General features: G+C 64.1%; 20 protein-coding genes. 5 read left to right on the top strand and 15 right to left on the bottom strand.

The window, feature by feature from the left end; all coding sequences use genetic code 11:
• Window positions 1-4: 4 nt before the first annotated feature.
• From CS006_RS04895 to CS006_RS04870, 6 genes are all read right to left on the bottom strand, one after another.
• Window positions 5-1,255 carry a variant leucine-rich repeat-containing protein gene (locus CS006_RS04895; RefSeq protein ID WP_100510672.1) on the bottom strand — a complete coding sequence of 417 codons (1,251 nt, stop codon included), beginning with the start codon at window positions 1,253-1,255 and terminating at the stop codon, window positions 5-7.
• Window positions 1,256-1,345: 90 nt separating this feature from the next.
• Entirely contained in the window at window positions 1,346-2,728 is a 1,383-nt protein-coding gene (locus tag CS006_RS04890) for an MATE family efflux transporter (RefSeq protein WP_165777252.1), read from the bottom strand.
• Between the two features lie 107 nt (window positions 2,729-2,835).
• The gene (rplL, locus tag CS006_RS04885) at window positions 2,836-3,216 is read right to left on the bottom strand and encodes a 50S ribosomal protein L7/L12 (RefSeq protein WP_100510670.1); all 381 of its coding nucleotides are present in this window, start codon (window positions 3,214-3,216) and stop codon (window positions 2,836-2,838) included.
• A gap of 116 nt (window positions 3,217-3,332) precedes the next feature.
• On the bottom strand, window positions 3,333-3,854 hold the full coding sequence (rplJ, locus tag CS006_RS04880; protein ID WP_100510669.1) for a 50S ribosomal protein L10: 522 nt from the start codon (window positions 3,852-3,854) through the stop codon (window positions 3,333-3,335).
• Window positions 3,855-4,130: 276 nt separating this feature from the next.
• Complete coding sequence (locus tag CS006_RS04875; protein ID WP_100510668.1) at window positions 4,131-4,319, bottom strand: type II toxin-antitoxin system antitoxin; 189 nt, start codon at window positions 4,317-4,319, stop codon at window positions 4,131-4,133.
• A 72-nt stretch (window positions 4,320-4,391) separates the two neighbouring features.
• On the bottom strand, window positions 4,392-5,456 hold the full coding sequence (locus tag CS006_RS04870) for an SPFH domain-containing protein (protein WP_207760004.1): 1,065 nt from the start codon (window positions 5,454-5,456) through the stop codon (window positions 4,392-4,394).
• A gap of 260 nt (window positions 5,457-5,716) precedes the next feature.
• Between CS006_RS04870 and CS006_RS04865 the strand changes: the two genes are divergently transcribed.
• Window positions 5,717-8,035, top strand: a complete 2,319-nt coding sequence (locus tag CS006_RS04865) for a glycoside hydrolase family 3 N-terminal domain-containing protein (RefSeq protein ID WP_100510667.1) — start codon at window positions 5,717-5,719, stop codon at window positions 8,033-8,035.
• A gap of 241 nt (window positions 8,036-8,276) precedes the next feature.
• Here CS006_RS04865 and uidA read toward each other — a convergent pair whose 3' ends face one another.
• The 3 genes from uidA to CS006_RS04850 form a co-directional block, all read right to left on the bottom strand.
• Window positions 8,277-10,127: a beta-glucuronidase gene (gene uidA / locus CS006_RS04860; protein WP_100510666.1), complete on the bottom strand. Its 1,851-nt coding sequence runs from the start codon at window positions 10,125-10,127 to the stop codon at window positions 8,277-8,279.
• 298 nt (window positions 10,128-10,425) lie between these two features.
• Complete coding sequence (locus tag CS006_RS04855; RefSeq protein WP_100510665.1) at window positions 10,426-11,865, bottom strand: MFS transporter; 1,440 nt, start codon at window positions 11,863-11,865, stop codon at window positions 10,426-10,428.
• A 384-nt stretch (window positions 11,866-12,249) separates the two neighbouring features.
• Window positions 12,250-14,556, bottom strand: a complete 2,307-nt coding sequence (locus tag CS006_RS04850; RefSeq protein WP_100510664.1) for a glycoside hydrolase family 2 protein — start codon at window positions 14,554-14,556, stop codon at window positions 12,250-12,252.
• A gap of 374 nt (window positions 14,557-14,930) precedes the next feature.
• On the opposite strand from CS006_RS04850, the gene CS006_RS04845 reads away from it, so the two are divergent.
• Both CS006_RS04845 and yddG read left to right on the top strand, forming a co-directional pair.
• Complete coding sequence (locus tag CS006_RS04845; protein ID WP_165777251.1) at window positions 14,931-15,944, top strand: LacI family DNA-binding transcriptional regulator; 1,014 nt, start codon at window positions 14,931-14,933, stop codon at window positions 15,942-15,944.
• Window positions 15,945-16,023: 79 nt separating this feature from the next.
• Window positions 16,024-16,965, top strand: a complete 942-nt coding sequence (yddG, locus tag CS006_RS04840; RefSeq protein WP_100510902.1) for an aromatic amino acid DMT transporter YddG — start codon at window positions 16,024-16,026, stop codon at window positions 16,963-16,965.
• Window positions 16,966-17,047: 82 nt separating this feature from the next.
• Here the strand turns inward: yddG and CS006_RS04835 are convergent, their stop codons facing one another.
• Window positions 17,048-18,505 (bottom strand): MATE family efflux transporter, encoded by a 1,458-nt coding sequence (locus CS006_RS04835; RefSeq protein ID WP_100510662.1) that lies wholly within the window; start codon window positions 18,503-18,505, stop codon window positions 17,048-17,050.
• Window positions 18,506-18,845: 340 nt separating this feature from the next.
• On the opposite strand from CS006_RS04835, the gene CS006_RS04830 reads away from it, so the two are divergent.
• The gene (locus tag CS006_RS04830; protein WP_100510661.1) at window positions 18,846-19,922 is read left to right on the top strand and encodes a LacI family DNA-binding transcriptional regulator; all 1,077 of its coding nucleotides are present in this window, start codon (window positions 18,846-18,848) and stop codon (window positions 19,920-19,922) included.
• 422 nt (window positions 19,923-20,344) lie between these two features.
• Here CS006_RS04830 and CS006_RS04825 read toward each other — a convergent pair whose 3' ends face one another.
• The 5 genes from CS006_RS04825 to CS006_RS04810 all read right to left on the bottom strand — a co-directional run bounded on the left by CS006_RS04825 (window position 20,345) and on the right by CS006_RS04810 (window position 24,648).
• The gene (locus CS006_RS04825) at window positions 20,345-20,779 is read right to left on the bottom strand and encodes a hypothetical protein (RefSeq protein ID WP_100510660.1); all 435 of its coding nucleotides are present in this window, start codon (window positions 20,777-20,779) and stop codon (window positions 20,345-20,347) included.
• Between the two features lie 111 nt (window positions 20,780-20,890).
• Entirely contained in the window at window positions 20,891-22,438 is a 1,548-nt protein-coding gene (locus CS006_RS04820) for an MFS transporter (RefSeq protein WP_165777250.1), read from the bottom strand.
• Between the two features lie 271 nt (window positions 22,439-22,709).
• Window positions 22,710-22,889, bottom strand: coding sequence for a hypothetical protein (locus CS006_RS10665; RefSeq protein ID WP_133119530.1), 180 nt, complete (start codon window positions 22,887-22,889; stop codon window positions 22,710-22,712).
• A gap of 35 nt (window positions 22,890-22,924) precedes the next feature.
• On the bottom strand, window positions 22,925-23,590 hold the full coding sequence (gene eda / locus CS006_RS04815; protein WP_100510659.1) for a bifunctional 4-hydroxy-2-oxoglutarate aldolase/2-dehydro-3-deoxy-phosphogluconate aldolase: 666 nt from the start codon (window positions 23,588-23,590) through the stop codon (window positions 22,925-22,927).
• Between the two features lie 95 nt (window positions 23,591-23,685).
• Entirely contained in the window at window positions 23,686-24,648 is a 963-nt protein-coding gene (locus CS006_RS04810; RefSeq protein WP_243386740.1) for a sugar kinase, read from the bottom strand.
• Between the two features lie 256 nt (window positions 24,649-24,904).
• On the opposite strand from CS006_RS04810, the gene CS006_RS04805 reads away from it, so the two are divergent.
• Window positions 24,905-25,999, top strand: a complete 1,095-nt coding sequence (locus CS006_RS04805; RefSeq protein WP_100510657.1) for a LacI family DNA-binding transcriptional regulator — start codon at window positions 24,905-24,907, stop codon at window positions 25,997-25,999.
• The last annotated feature ends 436 nt before the right edge of the window (window positions 26,000-26,435 follow it).

The raw sequence follows: 26,435 nt of genomic DNA, 5'->3' as shown, positions 1-26,435 counted from the left end.
CGTTCTACTCCCCTTTGCCGGCCAGATATTCCTGGTATCCCTGATTGTTCTTCAGCGCCTGATCGATGTCGGCATTGCCCTGCAGCTCCAGCCACTTGTACAGGTCGTCATACAGCGAGGGGTTCAATGCCAGGAACGGCAGCAGCTCCGGATGACGGGCCATCTCGAACTGCAGGTCGAAGTCCCGTGTGGTCTTGGCGTCGGCGGAGCTCAGTCCGTCCACCTCGATGCCGGGCTCCTCATGATCGGCCTCGCCCTTCGACAACCGCTCGAACACCGAACCGGCCTCGAACACCGGCGTGAACTGCGGCTGCGCGGCCGCCGACGCCGTCGAGGACGCCGCCTGCTGAGCGGCATCGTGGAACAGGTCGCGCTCCATCACGAACGCCGGGTTCTGCCCGCCGTCGCCCACGGCCGAGGCACCGGTGAAGCCGGACGCGTCGTCCGTCGTCACCGCCGACGACGCTTCCGAAGAACCGGCGTTCGACACAGCCGCGTCGGACTGCGTCCCGCCATCCGACGCATCGGACTGCGGGGCGATGATCTGCGTCTGCGCCTCCTGCGCCGACGTTCGACCGGTCTGCGACGACGCCACGGCATCGGCGTCGCCCACGCCCGGCTTGCTGACGATGAACGGTTCCACGCCGCCGTTCGCTCCGACCGCGCCACCGGCGGCATCGGGCTGCCGCTGTCTGCGGGATTCGGCGATCGCCTGATCGTGCAGCGCGTCGATGCGGCTGCGCACCTGCGTGGTGCTCAGCAGGCCCGTCGGCTCGCCGGCACGCAGGTCGAGGATGTCGTCCACGCTCATCGACGCTGCGTCGACATCCTGCTTGACGTTGTCGGATGCGGCGTAGGAGAACAGGTCGGCCACCGGATCCTCGGCGGGCTTCTCCTCACGCGGCATCATGATGAAGTCGACCGGCACGTCGCCGAACTGGAATCGCATCGGCGAACGCGGCAGCTGGAACGCCTTGCCGGACGGCACCTGCATGAGTTCGCCGTCGTCGCGCACCACATAGGTGCCGTTCGTCGAGGCGAGGTCCTCCAGCGTGGCGGTGCCTGATTCGGCCACGACGAAACGGGCGTGACGCTTCGACATGGATTTCGTCGAGTCCTCGACGTCGAGCCGTCGTACGCCGTCCTCCACAGGCGCGGGACGCAGGGGTTTGCGGCCGATCTCGACGGTCTGCCCCGCATCGACGCGAATCTCGTCTATACCATTGACCTTGATAAGCCACTGCTGGTCATTCACGGCACGAGCCTCCTCTTACGCATGCGGACACACTTATGCTCCATTGTGGCACGCTTCGCCCGGTTTCTTCGTAAATCTACAGCACTCGCCTTACTTCTGCACATTGGCTTTCCGCACGGTGAGGCGTTTGAGCACCCGGCGCTGCAACGGTATGGTCGTGCAGAACGTCAGGATGTCGGCCGTCGGCTGCGCGAGCTGCACGCCGGCGAGTCCGAAAAGATGCGGCAGCACGATGATCAGCGGGATGAGGTAGACGCCCTGACGGCATACGCCGAGGAACGAGGCGACGCCGGTCAGGCCCATGGTCTGCTGCATCATGTTCGATATCATGTTGCCGCCCATGATCGGCAGGCTCACGCATTGCATCCACAACGCCACGGTGCCGATGCGCACGACGTCGGGGTCGGCGCGGAACAGTTCGATGATCTGCGGCGCGAACGTCGAAAGCCCGACGGCGAACGCCGCGAGCACCAATGTGCTGGCGCGCACGCAGAACCAGTATCCCCGCTTCACGCGGTCGAACAGGCCGGCGCCGTAGTTGTATCCGCATACCGGCTGGAATCCCTGGCCGAGACCGATGATGACGGAGTTGGCGAACATCATCAGCCGCGTGACGATGGCCATGGCGGCGATGGCGGCGTCGCCGAACGGATTGGCGGCGAGGTTCACGCAGATCGCGGCGACGGAACCGACGCTTTGGCGCAGCAGCGACGGCAGCCCTCCGCCGACGAGCTCCCGCACGAGCAGCACGTCGGGGCGGAACTGCTTCGGCGTGAGCTTGAGCACCGCCACCCTGCGGCACATGACCACGAGGATCACGAATCCGATGGCCTGACACAATGCCGTGGCCACGCCGGCGCCGCGGATGCCCATGCCGAGCCCGAAGATCAGCAGCGGAGCGAGCGCGATGTTGAGCACGGCGCCGGTGACCAGACCGATCATCGCATACGACGACAGGCCCTGGTAGCGCAGCAGTCCGTTCATGGTGAACGAACCGCAGACCGCCGGCGAGGCCAGCAGTATCGGCGCGAGATAATCCATGGCATAGGGCGCGATGGTGGGCGTGGCGCCGAGTGCGAAGACCAGCGGCCGCAGCAGCGCGAGTCCCGCGACGGCCAGCAGGACGCCGAAGCCGACGGAGCCGAAGAAGCCGACGGCCATGAGCCGTGCGGCGCGCTCCTCGTTGTGCTTGCCCATCTCGCGCGACAGCGAGTTGCCGGCACCGTTGCCGAAGAAGAATCCTATGGCCTGCATGATGGTCATGATGGAGACGGCTATGCCGATGGCTCCCGACTGGGAGGTGCCGAGCCTGCCGATGAAGTACGTGTCGGCGAGGTTGTAGATCATCGTGACCAGATTCGAGATGATGGCGGGGATGCCGAGCCGGATGATGAGCGGACGCACCGGCCGGCCGGTCATCTGCCGGTATTTCTCGTCCGCCGCCGCCCGTCGCAGTCCCTGTATCTGTGCCACGTTCCGATAGTGTACGCCGAATACGGAAAACCCCGCGCCGTGGAATCCACGGACACGGGGTCTGACAGAATCAAGCAGTGAACACTGCGCGGCTCAGGCCGCGAGAATCACTTGAGCTCGACGGTGGCGCCAGCCTCTTCCAGCTGGGACTTGGCCTTCTCGGCGTCTTCCTTCTTGGCACCTTCGAGGACCGGCTTCGGAGCGCCGTCCACGAGAGCCTTGGCCTCGGCCAGACCCAGGGAGGTGATGGCGCGAACGGCCTTGATGACCTGGATCTTCTTGTCGCCAACGGCGGAGAGGATGACGTCGAACTCATCCTTCTCTTCCTCGGCCGGGGCAGCGCCCGGAGCGGCGGCAACGGCGACGGCGGCCGGAGCGGCGGCCTCGACGTCAAACTTGTCCTCGAAGGCCTTGACGAACTCGGAGAGCTCGACGAGGGTCATTTCACCGAAAGCTTCCAGGAGCTCTTCGTTGGTGAGCTTAGCCATTATGGCTTCCTTTCATTCAGCGGCGGTCGACAATTGTTAAGGTCTTGGGATGCCGACCAGCCAAAAATTTTTGTTGTTTATTCAGGCAACAAGCGCCAATCCGCGGAAACCGCGAATCAGGCGGCCTTCTCCTGCTTCTCGCGCAGAGCGTCGACGGTGCGGACTGCCTTGGTCGGCAGGGCAACGAAGAGCTGAGCGGTCTTGGTCTGTACAGCCTTGAGGGAGTACGCGATCTTGGACAGCAGGACCGGGCGAGACTCAAGGTCGGCGAGCTTGTCGACGCCTTCGGCATCGTACACGGTGCCGTCGGCGAAGCCGCCCTTGACGATGAGCTGCTTGTTGGTCTTGGCGAACTCACGCAGGACCTTAGCGGCCTCGACGTAATCGCCCTGGACGAAGGTGATGGCGGAAGGACCGGCGAGGTACTCGTCGAGGCCTTCGATGCCAGCTTCCTTAGCGGCAATACGTGCGAGCGTGTTCTTCGCCACAGTGTAGGAAGTATCGCGGCCCAGCTTTTCGCGCAGATCGGAGATCTGCGGCACGCTCAGCCCGCGGTACTCAGTGAGGTACACGGCGTCAGCGTTACGGAACTGCTCCGTAAGCTGTGCAATGACCTCAGCCTTTTCGGGCCTTAACATGGCGTTCCTTCCTAAGTCGGCCGTTGACTGGAGGAAGCCACGCGAGCAATAAAAAAGCCCCGCGCGCAGGCGGAGCGAACATCATCGTCAGACACATTGATGCCTGACATCCTTCCGAATCCGGAAGGTTCGTTTTCTCAACCTACGCTGGCAACCTTCGAGGACCTTGCGGCCCTAACCAACGGTCTGTGGTTTACAAAACTAGTAATATACACCCAGACGTCGATATCACCAAATCCGCGACACGCCCAGAAACGGCATGGGCGTCCGGCCCCGTCATTCGCCACGACGTGAGTTGGTGCGCGACGGCGGCAGCTGCTTGGGCAGCCGCCCGGCGCGCTTGAGCGAATCGCGGATGATGTACTCCATCTGGCCGTTGACGGACCGCAGCTCGTCGGCCGCCCAGCGCTCGACGGCCTCCCACAGCAGGGGGTCGACCCTCAGCGGGTACTGCTTCTTCGCCATGGGATCTCCTCCTTCCTATGGGGACGCGAAGTCGTGCGGGCCGCGCCCCCGGCCCGCACGCGACACAGAGCTTTAATTGTAGAGCGAACCGGTGTTGACGACCGGCTGGGCGTCGTTGTCGCCGCACAGCACGACCATCAGGTTCGAGACCATCGCGGCCTTGCGCTCCTCGTCGAGTTCGACGATGCCGTCATGCTCCAGCTCCTTCAGCGCCATGTCGACCATGGAGACCGCGCCCTGCACGATCTTCGTGCGGGCGGCGATGATCGCCTCGGCCTGCTGGCGGCGCAGCATGACCTGCGCGATCTCGGGCGCGTACGCCAGGTGGGTGAGCCGGGCGTCGTCGACGGCGATGCCGGCCGGCTCCAGCCGTTCGGCCAGCTCGGCCCGCAGCGCCTCGGAGACCTCGGCGATGTTCGACCGCAACGTGATCTCGCCGGCCGCGGCATCGTCGCTTTCGGCATTGTGGTCGTAGGCGTACCGGCTGGCGACGTGCCGCAGCGCGGTCTCGGCCTGCATACTTACGAACTGCTCGTAATGGTCCACGTCGAATACGGCACGGGCGGTGTCGACCACGCGCCAGACGATGACGTCGGCGATCTCGATGGGATTGCCGTTGCGGTCGTTCACCTTGAGCCGGGGGCCGTTGAGCGTGCGGGCGCGCAGCGAGATCCTGGCCCTGACCGCCGCCTGACCGGGCTTCGTCGGCTTCTTCTTACCGCCAAGCGCCGCCGCCAGAGATTCACCGTCGGAGTCGTCCTGCTCGGCGGGCTGGAGAGCGCGGGAGTAGAACGGATTGGCCCAGTAGAAACCGCTGCCCCGCACCGTTCCCCGGTATTCGCCGAACAGCACGAGCACGCGCGCCTCATTGGGCTGCAGCGAGAAGAAGCCGGCCGGCAGCATCGACATCAGCACGCACAGTACGATGCCGACGACCAGCAGGGCCACGCCGACGCCGAACATCCGCCCCTCCGGACCCGAATCCATGACGATGGACCCGAAGACGATGCCCAGGATGGCCGCAGCCCATCCGATGATGACGACGACCAGCATGGGCCAGCCGCCCATCGCCCGGCCTTCGCGCTCGACGGTCGGCGTATGCGCCTTCGCCTTCGTCACGCCTTCCGAATCGCTCACGTTTCCCTGAAGCATTCCAGTGTCGTTTGCCGTCCCAACCACGGTGACCACCTTCCTTGGATCCAGACGCCGGGTGAATTCGCTGTCGAATCGCACGCCCCATTCATCTGATACCAAAATGATATCACTTTGATTTCGTTTTCGGCAACCGTAATGGAAAACGGTGGGCACAGACCACACGGGCCGCACGATGCCGGAAGAATGGATGGTGGACGCTTGTGCGCCAACGGCGGCGCACAACATCGAAAGGAGCGCCGACCATGACATCCGAGACAGTAACGCCATCCGCGGCATCAACGACGAACGACGGCACCGAAACCGGCGAGGCCGACACGAATCCCACGGCCGTCAAGGCCACCGACACCGTACGCTACTACCGCAACGCCGACGGCCCGGTCATCGGCGTCACATCGAAGCCGGTCATCGAACAGGACGGCCGGTATTTCAAGGACCTTGACGGCTCCGGCCGGCTTGACGACTACAAGGACTGGCGCAAATCGCCGGCCGAACGCGCCGCATCGCTCGTCGCCGCGCTCGACGTGGACGAGAAGATCGGCATGCTGTTCGCCAACTCGTGGCGCATGGGCCAGGAGCTCGACGAAGGCGAGGAACGCGACGCGACCGGCCTGCTCAGCGAGCAGATCAAGGAGAAGGACGGCTCGATCTTCGGCATCGAAAAGACGTGGGGCACCACGTATTCATTGCAGAATCTCAAGCTGCGCAACCTCATCCTGCGCGCGAACCCGACCACGCGCGAGCTCGTCGACTGGATCAACCAGCTCAACGCCGTGGCCGAAGACACCGAACACGGTGTGCCCGTGCAGGTGCTGAGCAACTCGCGCAACGAGAACGGCGAGGCCGTGTTCGGCATGAACGAGGCGCAGGGCGTGTTCGCCACCTGGCCGGGAACGCTGGGCATCGCCGCCGCCACGATCGGCACCGGCGACTTCGGCATCATCGACCGTTTCGGCGACGCCATCCGCCGCGAATGGGACGCCGTCGGCATGAAAAAGGGCTACATGTACATGGCCGACACGATGACCGATCCGCGCTGGCAGCGCTCCTACGGCACGTTCGGTGAGAATCCGCAGCTGGTGAGCCGAATCTTCGAGCATCTCATCCCGGCCGTCCAGGGCGGCGACGAGCTGACCCGCGACGGCGTGGCCATGACGGTGAAGCACTTCCCCGGCGGCGGCGCACGCGAGAACGGATTCGACCCGCACTACGCCGAAGGCCAGTGGAACGTCTACCCCACCGAGGGCAGTCTCGAGAAGTACCATATTCCGGCGTTCATCACGGCCGTCGACAAAAACGCGGCGTCGATCATGCCTTACTACGCCAAGCCCTGCAAGGCGAAGAGCGCCGAGCAGACCGACCTCGAGGGCAATCCCATCGAATGGCAGGCCGTGGGCTTCGCATACAACGAGTTCTTCATCCAACGTCTACTGCGCGGCCAGATGGGATTCAGGGGCTACATCAACTCCGACTCCGGCATCACGCACATGATGTCGTGGGGCGTGGAGGACCTCGACGTCCCCGAACGCGTGGCCCTGGCCGTGAACAACGGCGTGGACGTGATCTCCGGCGCGTTCAGCGTGACGGAGACGCGCGAGGCGTACGACCGTGCACGCAACGGCTACTACGATTCGCATGATGTGCCGGCCGGCTACACACGCGAGCAGGTGACGCTCGGCGACGAGGCGCTCGACCGCGCCATCGTGCGCACGCTGACCGAGAAGTTCACGCTCGGCCTGTTCGACAACCCATACCGAGACCCCGACGCCGCCGAGGCGGTCGTCGGCACCGCCGCCGATTGGGACGAGGCCTACGCCGTGCACTGCGATTCGGTGACGCTGCTGAAGAACTCCTCGCGCACGCTGCCACTCGACGCCGCGGCGACCGACGGCAGGACGGTGTACGCCGAAGCGTTCGGCAAGGACGCCGAGACCGGCGAGAAGGCCACGACGTCGCTGCGCGCCATGCTCGCCGACGACTACGGCATGACACTGACCGACGACCCGTCCGCCGCCGACATCGCCATCCTGTTCGCCGACCCTCGTTCCGGCAACTACTTCTCGGCCACGAAGGGCTATCTCGAAATCGACATCTGCGAGGGCAAGACCGTGTGCGACACCGACGAGGAGGGCCGCCCGGCCGGCACCACGCACGAGGAGACCACGCTGGCGGGAGCCTCCCGCATCGCCGACATCGCGGCGGCCGTGCACGCGAACGGCGGCCGCGTGGTGGCGTCGGTGAACTTCTCGCTCGCATGGATGCCGGGCAATATCGAGCGCCACGTCGACGCGCTGGTCGCCGGATTCGACACCTATAACAAGGCATGCATGGATGTGACCGTCGGCCGTCACGCGGCGAAGGGCAGACTGCCCATCACGCTGCCGAAGAACGACGCCGTGGTCGCCGTCGACGCCGACGGCGTATGCGCCAGCCCGAACGACGTGCCCGGCTACGACAAGGACCGGTACATGCCCGACGCCATGAAGGACGAGAACGGCAAGGCCTACGCCTACCGCGACTCCGCCGGACACTACTACGAGTACGGATTCGGACTGCGGTACTGACTACCACTGATACGGCGAATCGCCGCGGATGGTTCCCCCCGGAACCTCCGCGGCGATTCGCATTTGAGCATTTGCGACGGCCTGCCGTATCGCATTCGACACGGACGGCAGCAAAAAGAACGGCGGCGGGGATGTGGCCTCCAGGCCATCCCCGCCGCCGTTTCGTCATCCGCACCTGGCATTTGCGGACACGTTCGTCAGGCGTTCGCGCGGCTGCGTCAGGCGTCCGCGCGGTGGCGCGTCACGCCTTGTAGTCGGGAATCGCGGTCCAGCGGTCCCTGAGGTAGAAGGCCGCCATCTTGGGCTGGCGGTCGCGGGTGAACAGGCCCTTCTTGTTGCCGTCCACGCGCATGATGCCTTCGGTGGTCTGGAAGTCGTTGAGGTTCCACGGCTGTTCGCCGACGATCCAGTCGTAGGAGTCGAAGATCTCGGACCACATCTTGAACACCTCGACCTGGTATTCCTCGCTCCACATCACGCTTGGCAGCTTGTGGACGCCGGCCATGGTGTCGGCGCCGTATTCGGAGAACATGACCGGCTTGTCCGGCTCGAGCTCGTGCCACTTCTCCAGTTCGGCCTTCATGTCGATGAGCCCCTTGGCGATGGCGTAGCCGCCGTTGACGTACCAGCCGTGATAGCGATTGAGCATGATGAAGTCGGCCACGTGATGCGTCTTGTCGACGCCCGCCGGCGCCATCATGATGGACGCGTACGTCTTCGGGCGCTTCTGCGTGTCGATCTCGGCGACCAGGTCGAAGATGTTCTCGAAGTAGGCGACGGCGGCCTCGCTGGTCGTGTCGGGCTCGTTGAGCAGGCTCCACGCGCATACGGAGGCGTGGCGCTTGTCGCGGGCGACCATCTCCTCCAGGGTGCGGCGGTGCACGGCCAGCGTCTCGGTCTGCACGGACTCCTCGTCGAAGAAGGTCTTCGGCTTCTCGTCGCTGACGGCGCCGGACGCGCCGAGGAAGTTCATCGTGGACTTGAACATGCCGACGGTGGGCGCCTCGTCGATCACGAAGAAGCCGTCGCGGTCGGCCTCGTACAGCTGCTCCTCGGCGTACGGGTAGTGCGATGTGCGGAACGAGTTCGCGCCGATCCACTTCATGTCCTCGTAGTCGCGCTTGTTGACCACCGGGTCGAAGCCGCGGCCGTGGATGTTGGAGTCCTCGTGGCGGCCGAAGCCCTTGAGGTAGACCTCGCGGCCGTTGACGAGGATGCGGCAGTCCCTCACCTCCACGGTGCGGATGCCGATCTCGTCGAAGTATTCGTCGATGACGTCGTCGCCGTCCTTGATGCGCACGACGAAACGGTACAGGTAGGCGGCGCGCAGGTTCCACAGGTGGGCGTTCGCGATGTCGAGCGTGCCTTCCTTGCCGTTGGCACGGGCGACCTCGATGCCGCATTCGTCGAGGACGACGACCTCGACGTCATGATTGCCGGAGGTGACGACACGGTAGTCCACGTGCGCGTCGGCAAACACGCCGTTGAAGTCCGGACCGGCGTCGATGCGGTGGACGACGTCGAGGTCCTCGATGCGCTCGTTCGGCGTGTAGAGCAGGCTGACGTTGCGCTGCAGTCCGGAGTAGTTGTAGAAGTCGAAGTACGGCGCGCTCATCCTCGTGCCGTCGGGCAGGGTGTGGGTCTCGCCGACCGGTAGCGTCTGCCAGCTCAGTTCGTTATTGAGTCTGACGGCCACGGTGTTGTAGTCGTTCCATCTGACGGCGTCGTTGATATGCGCGACGAACGGCAGGAACCCACCTTCGTGACGGGCGACCTCGGTGCCGTTGACGAATACGGTGGCCGCGTGAGTGGCGGAGTCGAAGCGGATGTCGACGCTGCCGTCACGCCATTCGCCGGGGACGAACAGTTCGGTCACGTACCAGAAGTCGCCGGTGTATTCGCGCGAGTACTTGTCGGTGAACACGTCGGCGAAGCTGGCGGGGACGGGCATGTCGGTGGGGTTGGGCAGGCCGTTGGCCCAGCCTTCCTCCGCACCGCGGGAGTCGGGGTCGAACTGGAAGTCCCAGGAGCCGTTCATGCTCTGGATGCGGCGGGTGGCGGTGACTCGGGGGTACAGGGATGCGAATGACATCGTCGTCTTCTTTCGTGTGTTCTGTTGTGTGGGATGGATTGGTGGGTGCGTGTTGGTGATGGATGGATTGGGATGGATGGTTTGGGATGGACGAATGAGGAATGGGTGAGGTTTCGGGGGCTTGGGAGCTCCCCTCAGTCCGCTTCGCGGACAGCTCCCCTCGGCAGCGAGGGGAGCCAATTGGCAACAACGGCTTACCCGACCCGACGTTCCAGCCCCCTCGGCGGCGAGGGGAGCCGGTTGGCGACAACGATACAGATGGGAAGGGCTCCCCGTGCGGGGAGCCCTTCGCGGATCGTCAGGCCTCGATGGCTTCGCGCTTGGCCTTGAGGGCGGCGGCGTTGGCGTCGACGCGCTTCTTGTTCAGCGGGTAGATGAAGACGAGGATCAGCAGCATGACGCCGAAGAAGATGGCCGGCAGCAGGGTGACGTACATGTACAGGCCGTCAAGCGTCTCCTGCGACTGCACCACGGCGGCGCCTTCCTTGTATCCAATCCAGCCGAGGGCCGCGCCGGAGAACCAGCCGGCGAACGCCTGGCCGAGCTTGCGGGCGAAGGAGTACACGGAGTAGCAGGTGGCGTCCTCGCGGATGCCCTTGTGCACTTCGATGTCGTCGATGACCTCGGTGATCATGGCCCAGATCACGATGTTGAACAGGCCGATGCCCAGGAAGGTGAGGATGTACAGGGCCGAGAACAGCACGGCGTTGGTGGTGTGGATGACGTACAGGGTGAACATGCACACCGCGCCGATGAGGGATCCGGTGACGCCCATGACCTTGTGGCCGACCTTCTTGGCGAGCGGCTGGGCGAACGGGGCGATGGCGAAGGTGAGCAGGCTGCACACGAGGTTGACGGTGGAGAGCAGCGCGGAGCTCTTGAAGTAGTCGGTGAACAGGTAGTTCGCCATCTGCTGCATGAAGAGCATGGCCATGAGCAGGGCGATGGCGGCGCCGATGATGCCGGCCATGGCGCGGGACGAGAAGGCGCTGCCCAGCATGTGCAGGATGGACTGGCGCTCGGCGCCCGGCTCATCGCCGGAGTGGTCCTCGGACTTCACGCGCTCGGTGGACATCTTGTAGCAGATGAAGTAGCACAGGAAGGAGCCGATGGCGAAGACGAGGGAGACCCACATGAAGATGCTGGTGCCTTCGCCGCCGCGGATGATCTGGTTGCCGCTGGCGTCCTTCTCGTAGATGACGAGCGGGGCGAGCACGCCGATGATCAGCGAGGCGCAGGTGGCGCCCACGGTGCGGAAGGTGGAGAGGCTGGTGCGGTGCTCGGGCTCGGGCGAGATCACGGAGGCCATGGAGCCGTAGGGGATGTTCACGCAGGAGTAGAGGATGCCCCAGATGATGTACGTGACGTACATGTACACGATCTTGACCGTCATCGAGGAGTTGATGCAGAAGGTCTGGTACATGAGGAACGAGAAGATGGCGACCGGCGCGGCCATGCGCATCATGATGACGCGGTACTTGCCGTTCGGATGCGTCTTGGCGCGGTCGACCACCACGCCGACGGTCACGTCGGCGAAGGCGTCGATGATGCGGGCGATGAGGAACAGTCCGCCGACCACGATGCCGGAGATGCCCATGACCTTGGTGTAGAACACCATGAGGAACGAGCTGGCGAAGATGAACATGAAGTCATTGCCCCAGTCGCCGAACATGTAGCCGATCTTGTCTTTCAGGCCGAACGGCTTGACCGCCTTGGCACTGGTGTTTGCTGCGCTCATTGCTTTCTTCCCTCCCTTGGGATGGCAAGGTCCGGTTGTCTTGTGACAGACGCGCCCATGCTCCTTCGTATGGGACATATGACGTCTGATGCCAGGATTGATTGAGTGATTGATGGATGACGAGGCCGGCACGTGCGACCTTGCATGGAACGTGCCGTCGATGCTTGGAATTCCGCGGTTTCCGACGATTTTTAGTATCTCTTGCCGCGTTGGTTATCACTTTACGTTGCGCCCGATGGCGACGGAATTATTTCCACGAGTTTCCGTGAGAGGGCATCCACATCTGCCGATGCCGGCGCCGACAGGTGTGGATGCAATCAAAAGCCCCCTCGTGAAGAGGGGGCCGGGAAAGGGTCGGGCTGTCATGCAGCCGTCGACCGAGCGTCACTTCCTGATCTGCTGGAGCTGCTGGTTGAGGTAGGCGATCTTCTGCTCAAGGCCTTCGGCATTGCCGGACATGCTGCGCAGCTGGTCGAACATCTCGACGAGACTCTTGTTGCCGAGCACGCCGAGCATGCTGGCCTTGATGCGCATGTTCGCGATGCTGGACGCGGCGTTGGTCACCGTGGCCGAGGCCTCGGGGTTGTCGAGGATGACGCTGACGGTGTCGTGCACGGAGTAGTGCGACTCATCGTAGGGGGCGTCGACCGGCAGGCCTTCGTCGGCGGAGACGTCGTCGAACCAGTTCATGACGATGTTGCCGCCTTCGGGGTCGACGAACGTGTACGGCTCGTATGCCTCGGCGACCTTCTGCCACGAGGTCGAGTCGGCGACGTCGCCGGCGTGGGCCTCGACGTGCGTGTAGCCGTCGGCGAGCGGAACGTCCTTGAACACGAAGATGTGCGGGTCGGTCTGGGCCGAGGCCTCGAGCGTGGCGAACGGCTTGCCTCCGACCACGAGCGAGACGGCCGGCTGGTTGGAGTAGACCTTCACGTCGATGGCGTCGGCGGCGCGGCGGGCGTAGCGCTTGGAGCAGATGTGCACCATGGGCTCGGCGGACCAGTAGGCCTGGTAGATGAAGAACGAGTCCTTCTTCACCTTGCGGTCGATGGTCACGAGACCCTTGTTGTTGCGGCCTTCGACGCCGCCCTCCTTGCGGGCGTCGCAGCCGAAGTCGAACATGTTCCACACGTGCGTGCCCCACAGCCACGGGCGTTCGTCGATGATGCGGGCCATGTGCTCGTGGTAGACGGCCTGGTACTCCTCGGAGTAGTCGCCGCACTGCGGGTCGTCGCTGTGGTACGAGATGATGCCTTCGCAGCCATACTCCGACAGGCCGAAGGAACGGTCGGGGTGCATGGCGTGGAAATCGTCGAGCCAGGCCTCGTTGTCTTCGAGGTGGCCGCCGTACCAGCCGAAGTAGTGGTTGTAGCTGAGGATGTCGGTGATCTGGTTGTGCTCGGAGTCCTTCGGCGTGCTGGAGACCTGAGCCATGGTGGTCACTCGCGTGGGGTCGAGGCTCTTGGCGAGCGCGTGCAGTTCCCTGAGGTTCTCGACGAGCTGCGGGCTGTCGCCGCCGATGAGAATCTCGTTGGAGATGCCCCACATCAGAATCGACGAGTGGTTGAAGTTCTGGATGACGAGTTCGGTCATCTGGCTGATGCAGTCCTGGTGGGCGGCGGGGTCGTCGTTCATCTTGGAGATGAAGGGGATCTCCGCCCAGATGACGAAGCCGAGCTGATCGCACAGGTCGTAGAAGTCCTGCGCCTGCTGGTAGTGGGCGAGACGGATGGTGTTGGCGCCGAGCTCCTTGATGAGGTAGGCGTCCTCGACGTGGTCCTCGAGGCTGAGCGCGTTGCCCCTGCCGAGGCGGTCCTGGTGACGGGAGACGCCGCGCAGCGGGGTGAGCCTGCCGTTGAGGAAGAAGCCTTCCTGCGGGTCGAAGCGGTATTCGCGCACGCCGTGGAGGAAGGAGACCTCGTCGAGCACCTCGTTGTGGCGGATCACGGTGGCGACGACCTCGTACAGGTACGGGTCCTCGGTGCCCTGCCACAGGTGGGCGTCGGGAATCTCGATGAGGGTGCGCACCTTGCCGCCGTCGAGGTCGGCGGGCTGGGATGCGCAGGCCACCTCGTTGCCGTCCTCGTCGAGGATCTGGAAGTCCACGAGGTCGCCGGCCTTGGCGCCGGTGACCCATGCGCGGGCGTCGAGCAGTGCGGCGCCGTTCTCGCCGATGGTGGACGAGACGGTGACGCCGGGGCCGCCGTGGTAGTCGAGGTCGAAGTGGGTGGGGTTCACGACCAGCACCTCGACGGGTCGGTACAGGCCGCCGTAGAACGTGAAGTCGGCCATCTGCGGGTAGACGTCGGAGCGTTCCTCGTTGCTGACCTTCACGGCGAGCACGTTGCCGCTCGGCATGAGCGCGGTGGTGACGTCCATGCGGAACGTGGAGTAGCCGCCGACGTGGTCGCCGACCTTGCAGCCGTTCACATAGACCTCGGCGACGTTGGCGGCGCCCTGGAATTCGAGGTAGACGCGCGATTCGGGCGCGCGCTCGCCGATCTCCAGCCTGCGCACGTACCAGCATGCGCCGCGGTGGTAGTCGGAGCCGCCGTCCTGGCCGTCGAACGCGTTCCAGGTGTGCGGCACGCTCACCTCGGTCCATTCGGGGCCGGGCGAGTAGGCGGGCACGCCGGCGAGGGATCCCTTGGTGAACAGCCAGCCGTCGGCGAGGGTTTCGATGTTGCGCATATGATGCCGTCCTTTACCTTGATATGTGGGGATGCACGGGTCCCGCGGCTTCGTGGGACCCGAGCCCGATGTCGGTTTGCGGTCTGAGTGGTTGATGGTCGGGAGATTGATGGTCGAATGGAAACGAGGTGAATGGGAATCGGACCGGTACCTCGTTGTCGGTTCCGTTCCCGTTGACCACCACTCTACGCGGCGCACGCATGGCACGGTTTTCTTTCCATAGTTTTCCATGCCGTGGCCGAATCGTCGTCGTTTACTCATCGTTTCGACCGCGAATTGATGGATTTCATCGGCGTGTTGCGGCGGAATCGGTGAGCGATACGACTGTAATAGTTTGTTATCAGGGCCAATGGCGGCGCAGTGAGGAGCAGATGATGAGCGAGTCGACGAAGGTGACCATCCGCGACGTGGCGCGTGAGGCCGGCGTCTCCCCCACCACGGTCTCGCGCGCGTTGTCGAAGCCCGGCCGCGTGAACCTCGAGACCGCAACCATGGTGCGCGAGGTGGCCGAGCGGCTCGGCTACCGCACGAAGAACCTCGAACCGCGGCAGGACGACGCGCTGCGCGGCATGATCCTGACCACGACCAGCGATCTGAAATACTCGGTGTTCGCGGATTTTGTCGACGGCATGCAACGGCCGTGCATCGAACGCGGGTTCATCCTGTTGACGGCCCTCACCGAGGAGAAGCGCGATCTCGAACGCAGCACCATCATGCGTATGGCGACGCAGGTGGACGGTCTGGTATTGACGTCGTCGAGACTGTCCGACTCCACGATCCGCAAGGCCGCGCAGGTGAAACCGACGGTCGTGGTCAACCGTCTGGTCAACGGCGTGCAGTCCGTGGTCTGCGACGACCGGCCGTCGCTGACCGCCGTGGTGCGCAGGCTCAAGGCGCTCGGCCACGAATCCGTCACCTACATCGCCGGACCGGAAAACTCCTGGCAGAACGGGCTGCGCTGGCAGGCGCTGCTGTCGGCCTGTCAGAAGGAACGGATGCGGCTGCGGCAGATTCCCGGACCGCAGATATTCGACGAGGAGGCGATGCGCGAATCGTATGCCGCATTCTTCGACAATCCCACGACGGCGGTGATCCTGTTCAACGACATCTTCGCGCTGCAGTTCCTCGACGTGCTCGCCGCCCGCGGCGTCAGCGTGCCGGAACAGGTGTCGGTCGTCGGCATCGACGACACGACGGCCGGGGCGCGTTCCACGCCGACGCTGTCGTCCATCCATATTCCCCGTGAACAGATGGGTGCGCAGGCGGCGACCAAGCTCATCGGCAAGCTGCTGCACATCGACGACGGCGACTCCGCGCCCATCGTGAGCTATTCGACGTTCGTGGAACGCGGCAGCACCGGCTCGGCCCCAACGACGCCGATCGTCTGAACCGGACGACGTCACAACGCCGTCACACGGGCGCCGACGAGACCGGACCGCCGTGACATCGGCCCGCTACCATGTCGGTATGGCATCACGAACATCCGACGCGACGGCGAAGCCCGCACGCAATCCGCATAACGTCCCCTCATCCACGGCCACATTGGTCGGTTTCACGGCAATCGCACTGTGGAGCATGATGATGGGACTGGTGCGCATCGTCTCCGAATCGTTCGGAGCCACGCTCGGTTCGGCGATAATCTACACCTGCGGCGCCGTGCTGCTGCTGGTCTTCCGCCGGCCGAAGCCCCTGCGGCTCGCGCCGAAACGGTATCTCGTCATCGGCGGCGGCCTGTTCGTGTTCTACGAATCGTCGATCGCGCTGTCCATCGGCCTGGCGTCGTCGGCGGCGCAGTCGGTGGAGATCAGCCTCGTGAACTATCTGTGGCCGACGATGATGGTGCTGCTCGCCGCGGCGATATCCCATCGGCGCCACGCCGTCTGGTTCGCGCTGCCCGGCGCCCTCGTGGCCACGGCGGGCGTGTTCCTCGCCGTCGGAGGCAACAGCGGGCTCGACTGGCATGTGGCCGCACAGCACGTAATCGAGAACCCGCTGCCGTTCATACTGTCGTTCCTGGGCGCGCTCGCCTGGTCGGTGTATGCCGTGGCCACGCCGTCGCTGTCGAAGGGCTACGACGGCACGAGCGTGTTCTTCCCCTGCGTATGCGTGGCGTTGTGGCTGGTGCATTTCGCGTCCGGCGAGGGGCTGCCCGCCGCCGCTCCCCCACTCCACGCGTGGCTGACGGTGCTCGTCACGGCGGCGGTGATCGCCGGCGGCTACGCCTGCTGGGGATTCGGCATCCTGCACGGCAGCATGGAGAAGATGGCCGTGGCCTCCTACGCCACACCGGTGCTGTCGGTGGGCGCGAGCTCGCTGCTGCTCGGCCTGAGCCTGTCGATGCCGTTCTGGGCGGGCACGCTGCTGGTTGCCGCCGGCTCGGTACTCAACTGGTTCGTCAAGGCCAAATGAACGCCGCGAGATAAACACCGCGCAACAGCCGGCGCATGGCAAACTGAGAACGGACGGCGTGCAACGGCGCCCGAACCATGACCTAGGCGGCGACCGCCTCCACACCGCTCTCCCCCATATCGGCAGTCTCCACGCCGGCAGACGAGAACTGCCCCGACGCGCGGCGCAGCACCACCGTCACCATGACCACGCAGTACGTCAGCGCGAACGCCCACGCCATCGGGTTGGAAAGACACACCAGCAGGTAGCCGCCGCCCGCCACGGTGAGCCATCCGCCGAGGCAGCGGCCGGCGAGCTCGCCGAACCCGGAGATGATGGCCTGCGTGCTGTAGCCCATGCCCTGCAGCGTGTTGAGGAAAATCATGAGCGAACCATGCAGCAGGAAGAAGCAGCTCATGATGAACAGGTACTCCACGGCCGCATCCATGACCTCGGGACGCGCATCGCCGAGCACGAAACGGCACATCGGCTCCTTGAACAGGAAGATCACCACCCACGAGACGACGCAGTACGAAGCCTGGATGATCACGCCGTCGCGCAATCCCAGACGGATGCGGTCGAGCCGGCGGGCTCCGTAGTTCTGACCGGCATAGGTGGCGATGGCCATGCCGACGCTCTCCATCGGCAGCGTGAACATCTGGCGGATGCGTTCACCGGCGGTCTGCGCGGTGACCATCGCGGCGCCGAGTGAGTTGATGGCCCCCTGCATCGCCACGGCGCCGACGGCGCAGACGGAATGCTCGAAGCCCATCGGCAGCCCCACATAGCACAGCCGCGCGATGTGGTGCCGCGACCAGCGCATCTCGTCGCGACGGATCCGGAAGATGGGGATCCTCGTGAACGCCCACCAGCAGTTCAGCACGGCCGACAGCGTCTGGCCGATGACGGTGGCGAGCGCCGAACCGATGACGCCCATGCCGACGATGCCGATGAACACGTAGTTGAGCACGACGTTGACCACGCAGGAGACGAGCAGGAAGTAGAACGGGTGCTTCGAATCGCCGGCCGAGCGCATCAGCGCGGCCGAATGGTTGTACAGCACGGCGGAGGGGATGCCGAGGAAGATGACGACGATGTATTCCACGGCCATGCCCATGAGCTCGGCCGGGGTGTCGATGAAGGCGAGCAGCGGCCGGGCGAGCAGGGTCATCGACGCGGTGAATATGACCGACATGATGGCGCCCAGCCAGACGCCGTTCCACATGAACCGGCGGAAGTCGCGTTCGTCCTTCGCGCCGAAGCTTTGCGCGGCGGGGATGGAGAAGCCGATGCATGCGCCCTGCACGAATCCGAGGATGAGGAAGTTCAGCGAGTACGTGGCGCCGACCGCACCGAGCGCGTCGTCGCCGATGAGACGGCCGACGATCACCGCGTCGGCGAAGCTGTAGAGCTGCTGGAACAGGGTGCCGAGAATCAGCGGAATCGAAAAGACGAGGATACGCACCAGCGGACGGCCGACCGTCAGGTCGACGGTGGATTCGGCGCGGTCCTTCGGGGTGTTGTTCGCGGTCTTCCGGTTGTTCGTGGGCTTTGCCGACATGGCACCTCCTTTGGCATGGCGTTGGTTCGTTGTGGATTCGACCGCCATTCCCGGAGGAGGACATTCGGCGAGGATAATTCCATGCGCACGGGGATTCCCGCGACGTGCCGCCATGACCTCCGATCGGCGGCCCACGTCCGCGGGCAAGTCCACATGCGCCATCCCCGAGGCAGACGTCCCCGCCGTAGATCCTGGCAGTGACGGGCGATGCGCCTGCCCGATGGATGCCCTATGGGCATCGACGTCATTCATCGTAAAAAAGGCTTTGCGATGCCGTCGTTGTTTTTCCACGGTTTTCCAAAACGTGGAAAAACACGACGACCGACTACGATGAACGACCATGAGCAGTGTTCACGACGAAGACGACGGCCACGTCGTCGGGGCGCATGCCGAATCCCCCGGCGACGGCCGTGAGGCCGGGCCGGTCACGATAACGGACGTGGCGAGGGCGGCCGGCGTCTCCATCGCCACGGTCTCGCGCACGTTCCGCTACCCCGACCGCGTCAACGTGCGCACGTCGGGTCATGTGCGAGCGGTCGCCGAACGACTCGGCTATCATGCGCAGGCCATTCGCCCGCGCGTGGAGGACCGCCTAGCCGGCCTTATCTCCCTGACCGTCAACGACCTGGGCAACCCCGTGTATTCGCAGATCGCACGGGCCGTGCAACGTGAATGCAGCCGCCGGAACTTCGGTCTGATGGTCTCGGAGACGGAGGAAAGCCCCCATTCCGAGCGTGCAATCGCCACACGGGCCATCCCCCATGTGGACGGCATGATACTGTGCGCACCCCGACTGCCGGACGCCACCATCCGCAAGCTCGCGCAGTCACGGCCGCTGGCGGTGATGAACCGTGCGGTCGGCGGGGTGCAGTCGCTGTACGCCGATGACGGTCCGGCGATTATGGACGCGGTGTCCGCGCTTGCGGAGCTCGGGCACCGCGAGGTGACGTACATCGCCGGCACACGGCAGGCCTGGCAGAACGGGTTGCGGGCGAATGCGCTGCGGGCGGCGTGCCGGCGCATGGGAATTCGGCTGCGACGAACCTCCCACGCGTATCCGGTCGGTCCGGAATCGGAGGAGGCGTTCGAGGAGTTCCTCGCACGGCCCACGACGGCTGCAGTGGCCTACAACGACGAGGTGGCCTATGCGTTCATGACGTTCCTCGAGGCCCATGGGCTTTCCGTTCCCGACGACGTTTCGGTGGTGGGCATCGACGACATACCCCTGTGCGAGGTGTGCTCGCCGAAGCTGGCGAGCATCGCGGTGCCGAGGCAGGAGCTGGCGCGGGAGGCGGCCCGGCGCGTCATCGGGCAGGTGCTGCACAGCGGCGACGACGCCCTGGCGCCGGTGGTGCTGCGTTCGCGGTTCGTACGGCGTGCGAGCATGGGCGCGGCATCGGGTTCCCCGCGTGCATGAGAAGCGTACCGAGACCGGCCGATGCCCCTACCCCACGTTTTCCACGTCGGTTGGGACGCATGCGTTATAACCGCCACTCAGTGGCACGCAGCGGCGGCTTTTGCGCACCAGTGCGTTATAACCACCACATGGCCTTCCCCAGCGTCGGCTTTTTCGTATGAGTGCGTTATAACCGCCACTCAGTGGCACACAGCGGCGGTTTTTTCGCACGTATGCGTTATAACCGCCGCAGAACGAAAGAAACCCGCCTGCCGAGGAGAGCGGCAGGCGGGTGACATGACTTCGCGGTAAAACCGATCACAAACCGCGAGGACGGACATCGGACGGTCTCATGACGCACGCAACCCGTTGCACGTCACGGAACCGTTCGATGGGGTATGGAGGGAGCCGGTCAGCCGGCCGGCTTCCGCACTCGACGGGAACTACTTGGCGAGCTTGGCGAAGTCGTCGAACAGTTCGCCGTAGATCTGGCCCCAGGAGCGCTTGCCCTGGATGTACTTGACGGTCATCGACTCGGTGAAGGAGTCGAAGAAGCCCTTGATCTCGGCCTTCACGTCGTCGGCGACGTCGAGCTCGTCGACCTTGGCCTTGATGCCGGCGGAGGCCTGGGCGCAGCGCAGGGCCTCCCACTCGCCGTAGGTCATGGACTTGAACTTGCCGTCAAGGCCCTCGTTGAGGGTGAAGGTGTCGGCGGTCGTCAGCGCGGCGAGCGTCGGCTCGATCTTATCGGCCGGGGTGGCGAAGTCGAGTTCGCCGGCCTGGTCGAGACCCGTGAAGGAGACCTTACCGTCGTTGAGCTCGGCCTGGATGAACACCATCTTGTCGATCTTCTCGTTGTAGAGGATGATCTGTGACATGATTTGCTTCTTTCGTTGAAAGGTATGGAAAGAGCCGCGTTCGGCGAATCGCGTCGCGCGGCTCGGGGAACGGAACAGGTCCGTTATGGGATCTTCAGATCCTGGCGATCATCAGATCTTCTCGATCGGCAGGCCGTTCTTGTCCAGATCCGGCCAGAGCTTCTCGTACGGGTGACCGGTGAGCTCCTCGGCGATCTTGCGGGCTTCCGGAGTGACGTCGGCCTTGGAGCCGCCGGCCTCGAGACGCTCGATCTCGGCCTTCAGGATGCCGTGGGTCTCACGGTCGAGGTAGATGCGGCGGGACATCCACAGGGCCCAGGCGATCAGGACGCAGGTGCCGAGGAAGAACACGAGCACGATGCCGACCTGCACGTTGTGCGGGGTGGTCTGGAAGTTCTTCATGGTGTCGGCCTTGTAACCGGTGAACTCGAGGAGCAGACCGGCGACCCACGTGGCGATGGCGCCGGTGGACTTGCGGAAGAAGGTCATCACGGAGGCGTAGAGGCCGGCACGGTCGCCACGGGTCATGATGTAGTCGACGTCAGGCATGAACGGGAACAGGTTCCACGGGGTGAACTCCAGGGTGGCGCGACCGCACTGGTACACGATGGAGACGATGAGGAAGATCCAGAACGGGTTGTGGATGCCGGCGGCCCACACGCCGACGTAGGCGACCATGGCCACGAGGATGGAGACGTAGCTCAGGCGGAACAGGAAGCGCGGACCGTGGGAGATCATGAGCTTGGCGCACAGGATCGTCATCGGGATGCCGAGGATGGACATGGCCTGGAAGGTCCACGGCCAGGACTCGCCGGCGCCGGAGATGCAGCAGACGATGAAGGTCGGCAGCAGCGTGGAGTAGAAGTCCTTGCCGGTGAAGGACAGCAGGTAGACGGCCAGGTGCGTACGGAAGGCCTGGTTCTTGAAGGTGTCGACGTAGCCGGTGACGGATTCCTTGAGGAACTGGCCGACGGACTGCTTCGGACGGGACTCGAGCTCCTTGATGAACTCCTCGGTGAGCGGGCGCTCCCAGGTGCCGAACGTGGAGATGGCGATGGCGACCACGAACAGGACGGTCCATGCGATGCCGGCGATCAGGTAGGAGTTCGGGTTGTTGGCCTGCTTCAGGGCGGCCAGGATGAGGAACACGAGGGCGGTGCCGGTGGCGGAGATCACCATGCGGGAACCGGACAGCGTGGTGCGCAGCGTGTAGTCACGGGTCATCTCGGTGGGCAGGCACTCCCACGGGACGATCATCATGGCGATGATGACCTCCATGGCGATGTAGACCGCGAGGTAGTAGGCCGCGGAGGTGGAGTTGATCCAGAACAGCGGGAACACGCAGGCGAACAGGATCAGGCCGAGCAGCATGAAGAAGTGACGACGGCCGAACTTCTGACCGAGCTTGGTGTGGTAGAAGTTATCGGTGATCAGGCCGAGGAACAGGTTCCAGATGCAGTCCACGATACGACCGGCGGCGGCGATGCCACCGGCGATTGCGGGGTTGAAGCCCTGTGCCAGGGTCAGGTATGCGAAGATGACGCCGGAAACGATGTTGTTCCAGCCGCCGCCCATGAGGTCGAGCATGCCGTACTGGATACCACGACCGATGTTGATTTCGTGAGCCTTGTAGGGCCACTTGTTAAGGTTGGAGGCCATTTTGTTTTTTACCCTTTCCTTCTCCAACACGGACCTTCATGGTCCGCGTTAGCTTCATTCGGGTGCAAGAGTGCTCCCTTGCACCGCTGGCCGTCCCGAGGATCCGCCTTACTGCCAGGTTTGACGAATCACCGTCCGTCATCCGCGCTGCCAGTGCGCGGACGTCGATGACGACCTTCCACTTTCGAGAAGTAGTTTCATGTTCATTGTGGCCCTTGCCGGCATTTGCCGTCGTGCGTTGCCATAATTTGCATATCAAGTGTGATAGCGGTCACATCCGAAAACGGCATTCGTTTGGCAACGCCATGGCAACATCACGACGGCGTTCGCCGGCTTGCGGCGACGCCGCCGCAAAACCGCAAAAAAGGCGGAATATCAACGAAAAACGAGGATGCCGATACGAAAGCGCCCGCATCGCCGTAATCGGCGGATGCGGGCGTTCGATAATCATCGACCGATGCATCGATCGAAGTCAGGCCGTCGGAATCAGGCGTTCTTCTTGTCGATGATCGGCTTGACGAGGGCGCGGGCGTCGGCGCAGGCCTGGGCGATGGCGTCCCAGTCGTGGGCCTTCTGCGCGGCGGACGGCACCGGGAAGGAGCCGCCGATGGCGAACACGTTGTTGAGGCTGATGTACTCCTCGGCGTTCTTCAGGCTCACGCCGCCGGTGGGCAGGAACTTCATCTCGGCGAACGGGCCGTTGAGGGCCTTGAGGGTCTTCACGCCGCCGTAGGCCTCGGCCGGGAAGAACTTCACGTAGCGCAGGCCCAGCTGGTAGGCGTCGTCCACGTCGGACGGGACGGCGGTGCCGGGGAGGACGAGGATGTCGTTCTCGAGGGCGTAGTCCACGATGCTGCGGGTGAAGGCCGGGGTGACCAGGCCCTTGCAGCCGGCCTCGATGGAGGCCTTGGCCTGCTCGACGGTGTGCACGGTGCCGGCGACCAGGGTGACGCCCGGCACTTCGTCGCGGATGCGCTTCATGCCTTCGATGGCGTACGGGGAACGGAAGGTGACCTCGGCCACCGGGATGCCGCCGCGCTCGAGGGCCTGGGCCAGCGGAACGGCCTCCTCCACGCTGTGCAGCGTGACCAGCGGGACGACTCCAAGCTCGGAGAAGTAGGCCAGCTGCTCTTCGTTGGTCTTATCTGCCATAGTGATACTCCTTTGAGTTATTGCCAACAGGTTGATTATCGCGCTTGCGTTCGATCATGCACGACTTGCGTTTGCTTCCGCTTCCGACTCTGCGCCTACTTCGCGCGCGGGTGCGACTCGGTGAACGCCTTCAGCTCCTCGGGGGTCGGCAGGCCCTCGTTGTCGGAGATGAACTGCGTCTGGATGGCGCCGAGCGCGCAGCCGCGCTCCAGCGCCTCATCCACGGTCCTGCCGTCCATGAGCGCGGAGAGCGTGCCGGCGGCGAAGCCGTCGCCGCAGCCGACCGTATCGACCACATGGTCGACCACGAAGCCATGCACGTACGTGGACTCCTTGCCGTCGGTGGCGTAGGCGCCGGCGGGGCCGTCCTTGACGACGACGAGCTTGGCGCCGTTGTCGATGAACGCCTGGGCGGTGCTTTCCAGATCGTCGGCGCCGAACAGCTCGCGGCCTTCGCCGACGCCCGGCAGCACCAGGTCGGCCTGGGAGGCCAGCTCGACGAGGGTCTTGCGCATGAGGTCGAGGCTCGGCCAGATGGCGGGACGCAGGTTCGGGTCGAACGATACGTAGGCGCCGTTCTCGCGGGCCCTGACGATGAGCTCCTTGGCGGCGGCCAGCGTGGTCTCGCTCAGCGGGGGCAGGATGCCGGTGAGATGCACCAGCGAGATGTCGGAGAAGTCGACGGCGTCCACATCGGCTGGGGACAGCGTGGAGGCCGCGGAATTCTTGCGCCAGTAAGCGGTCTTCGGATCGCCGTGGCTCACCTTGGACTTCATCATGAAGCCGGTGAGGCGATCGTCGTTGTAGGAGACGAGCGAGGTGTCGATGCCGTTCTTCTCCATGAAGTTGCGGATGCGGTCGCCGGCGGGGTCGTGGGCGAGCTTGGTCATGTACACCGGCTTCTGCCCCAGACGGGAAAGGCCAACGCACACATTCAGCTCGGCGCCGGCCACCGAGGCGCCGAACGACTCGACCTCGGCCAGGTCGCCTTCCTGCTCAGCGGTGAACAGCGCCATCGCCTCACCGACCAGCAGCACCTTTCCCGGCTTAATAGCCACAGTTGATTCACTCAACGTCATGAGAAATCCCTCTGTTCAATCAATGTATAGTTTTTTCAATCCAAGTTCGAACCTTGAACTCAACCGGTACACATCATACTATCCTGAGAGTAGTTTTCGTAGGCGGTTGTTGGCACGTTTTTCAAAATTCGACGCCGGTTCACCCGAACGCGCCGGCGGAAACGCCGTGCATGGCGCCGCACCGGGCGTCGGGTACAGTGAATGCAGCTTCTCACCACACGGAGGATATTGCGACATGAGGCAGTCAAAGGCGAACCGCAAGCCCAGCATCGCTGACGTGGCGGCCGCGGTGGGGGTCTCGAAGACCACGATCTCGCGGTATCTGCACGGCAAGTACGACTACATGTCGGCCGAGACGAAGGAGCGCATCGACGCCACCATCGAGGAGCTCGGCTACCGGCCGAACAAGATGGCGCAGAGCCTCAAGGCCTCGAACAGCCATCTCATCGGCGTGACCATCGCGAACATCAGCAATCCGTTCAGCTCGCAGCTGCTCAAGGGCATGCAGGCCGAGTGCCGGGCGCGCGGCATCCAGCTGCTGGTGAGCGACGTCGACGACAATCCGGCGCTCGAGCGCGCGGCCATCGAATCGCTGCTCGACTCGCAGGTGGACGGCCTCATCGTGAACACCGCCGGCGACAACGACGACTACCTCACCGAATTCGCCACGAAGGACGGCAACCCGCCGATGGCGACGCTCGACCGATTCATCAAGCCGGTGGTCTGCGACTGCATCACCACCGACAACGCGGCCGGCGTCGACGAGATGCTCGACCATCTCGTCGCCCAGCGGTTCGACCATGTGGTGTTCGTTACGCAGCCGGCGGCGGCCATCACCACGCGAGTGACGCGAGTGACGGCGTTCCGGTCGTATATCGCCGCGCATGGTGCGGCTGCCGGCGCGGCCGGTGCTGCCGATATTGCCGGCGCTGTCGATACGGCGACCGGCGCAATCAGCGGCACGATCAGCGGCGAAGTACTGGAATACAACGACCTCGCAGGTCTCGCGACCGGCCTCGAACGGATCATGGCCGAGCAGGCCGGACGCAGGGTCTGCCTGTTCTCGAACAACGAGGACGGCATGTGCGACATATTCGAGGCATATCCGGCCGCGCTCGACGGGCATATCGGGCTGTGCGCGTTCGCCACCAAGCGCTGGGCGCGCTACAGCGGCCGCGGCATCACCTGCCTCGACCAGAATCCGGTGCGGATGGGACGCACCTGCGCCGCCAAGCTCGCCGCACGCATCTACGACGGCGACGATTCACCATACGAGCTGCTGGAGCTTCCCGCCGAACTGTGCGTCTACGCCTCCACCACCGAGGTGTGACGAACGCCTCCGTTCGCGAGCGCAAAACCGTTCACGAATCCCCAGATATCGCATATCCCGTCGTTCACGAACGCATGGCCCGTTCACGAATCCATCGATGGCCCGGTATCGCAACATTCATCGGGAGACGACGCCATCGCAAATCGCCAAATACACGGGCATCCCTTGATTCGTAAGCATATGACGAATTCACGAATCGAAGGATATCGACGGATATCCACATTCGTGCGCGCGAAACGGCCGCACGAATCGAAGGACGCATTCGCATATGACGATTCATGGGTATCGGCATATCGGATATACGGATATCTCATCATTCGTGTGACGGGAGAAGGTGCGCAGTGTTTTTCGCCGCGTCTTGCGACACGCCGGAGAATACCTTACGAACACTTGGTTGTTATCCCTCACATTCCTATTGCAAAACAGTAAGTACACC

The organism is Bifidobacterium primatium, assembly GCF_002802875.1.
In the GTDB taxonomy this organism is placed as follows: domain Bacteria; phylum Actinomycetota; class Actinomycetes; order Actinomycetales; family Bifidobacteriaceae; genus Galliscardovia; species Galliscardovia primatium.
The sequence above is the reverse complement of the archived record's forward strand: the minus strand, read 5'-3'. Positions and strand labels throughout refer to the sequence as shown.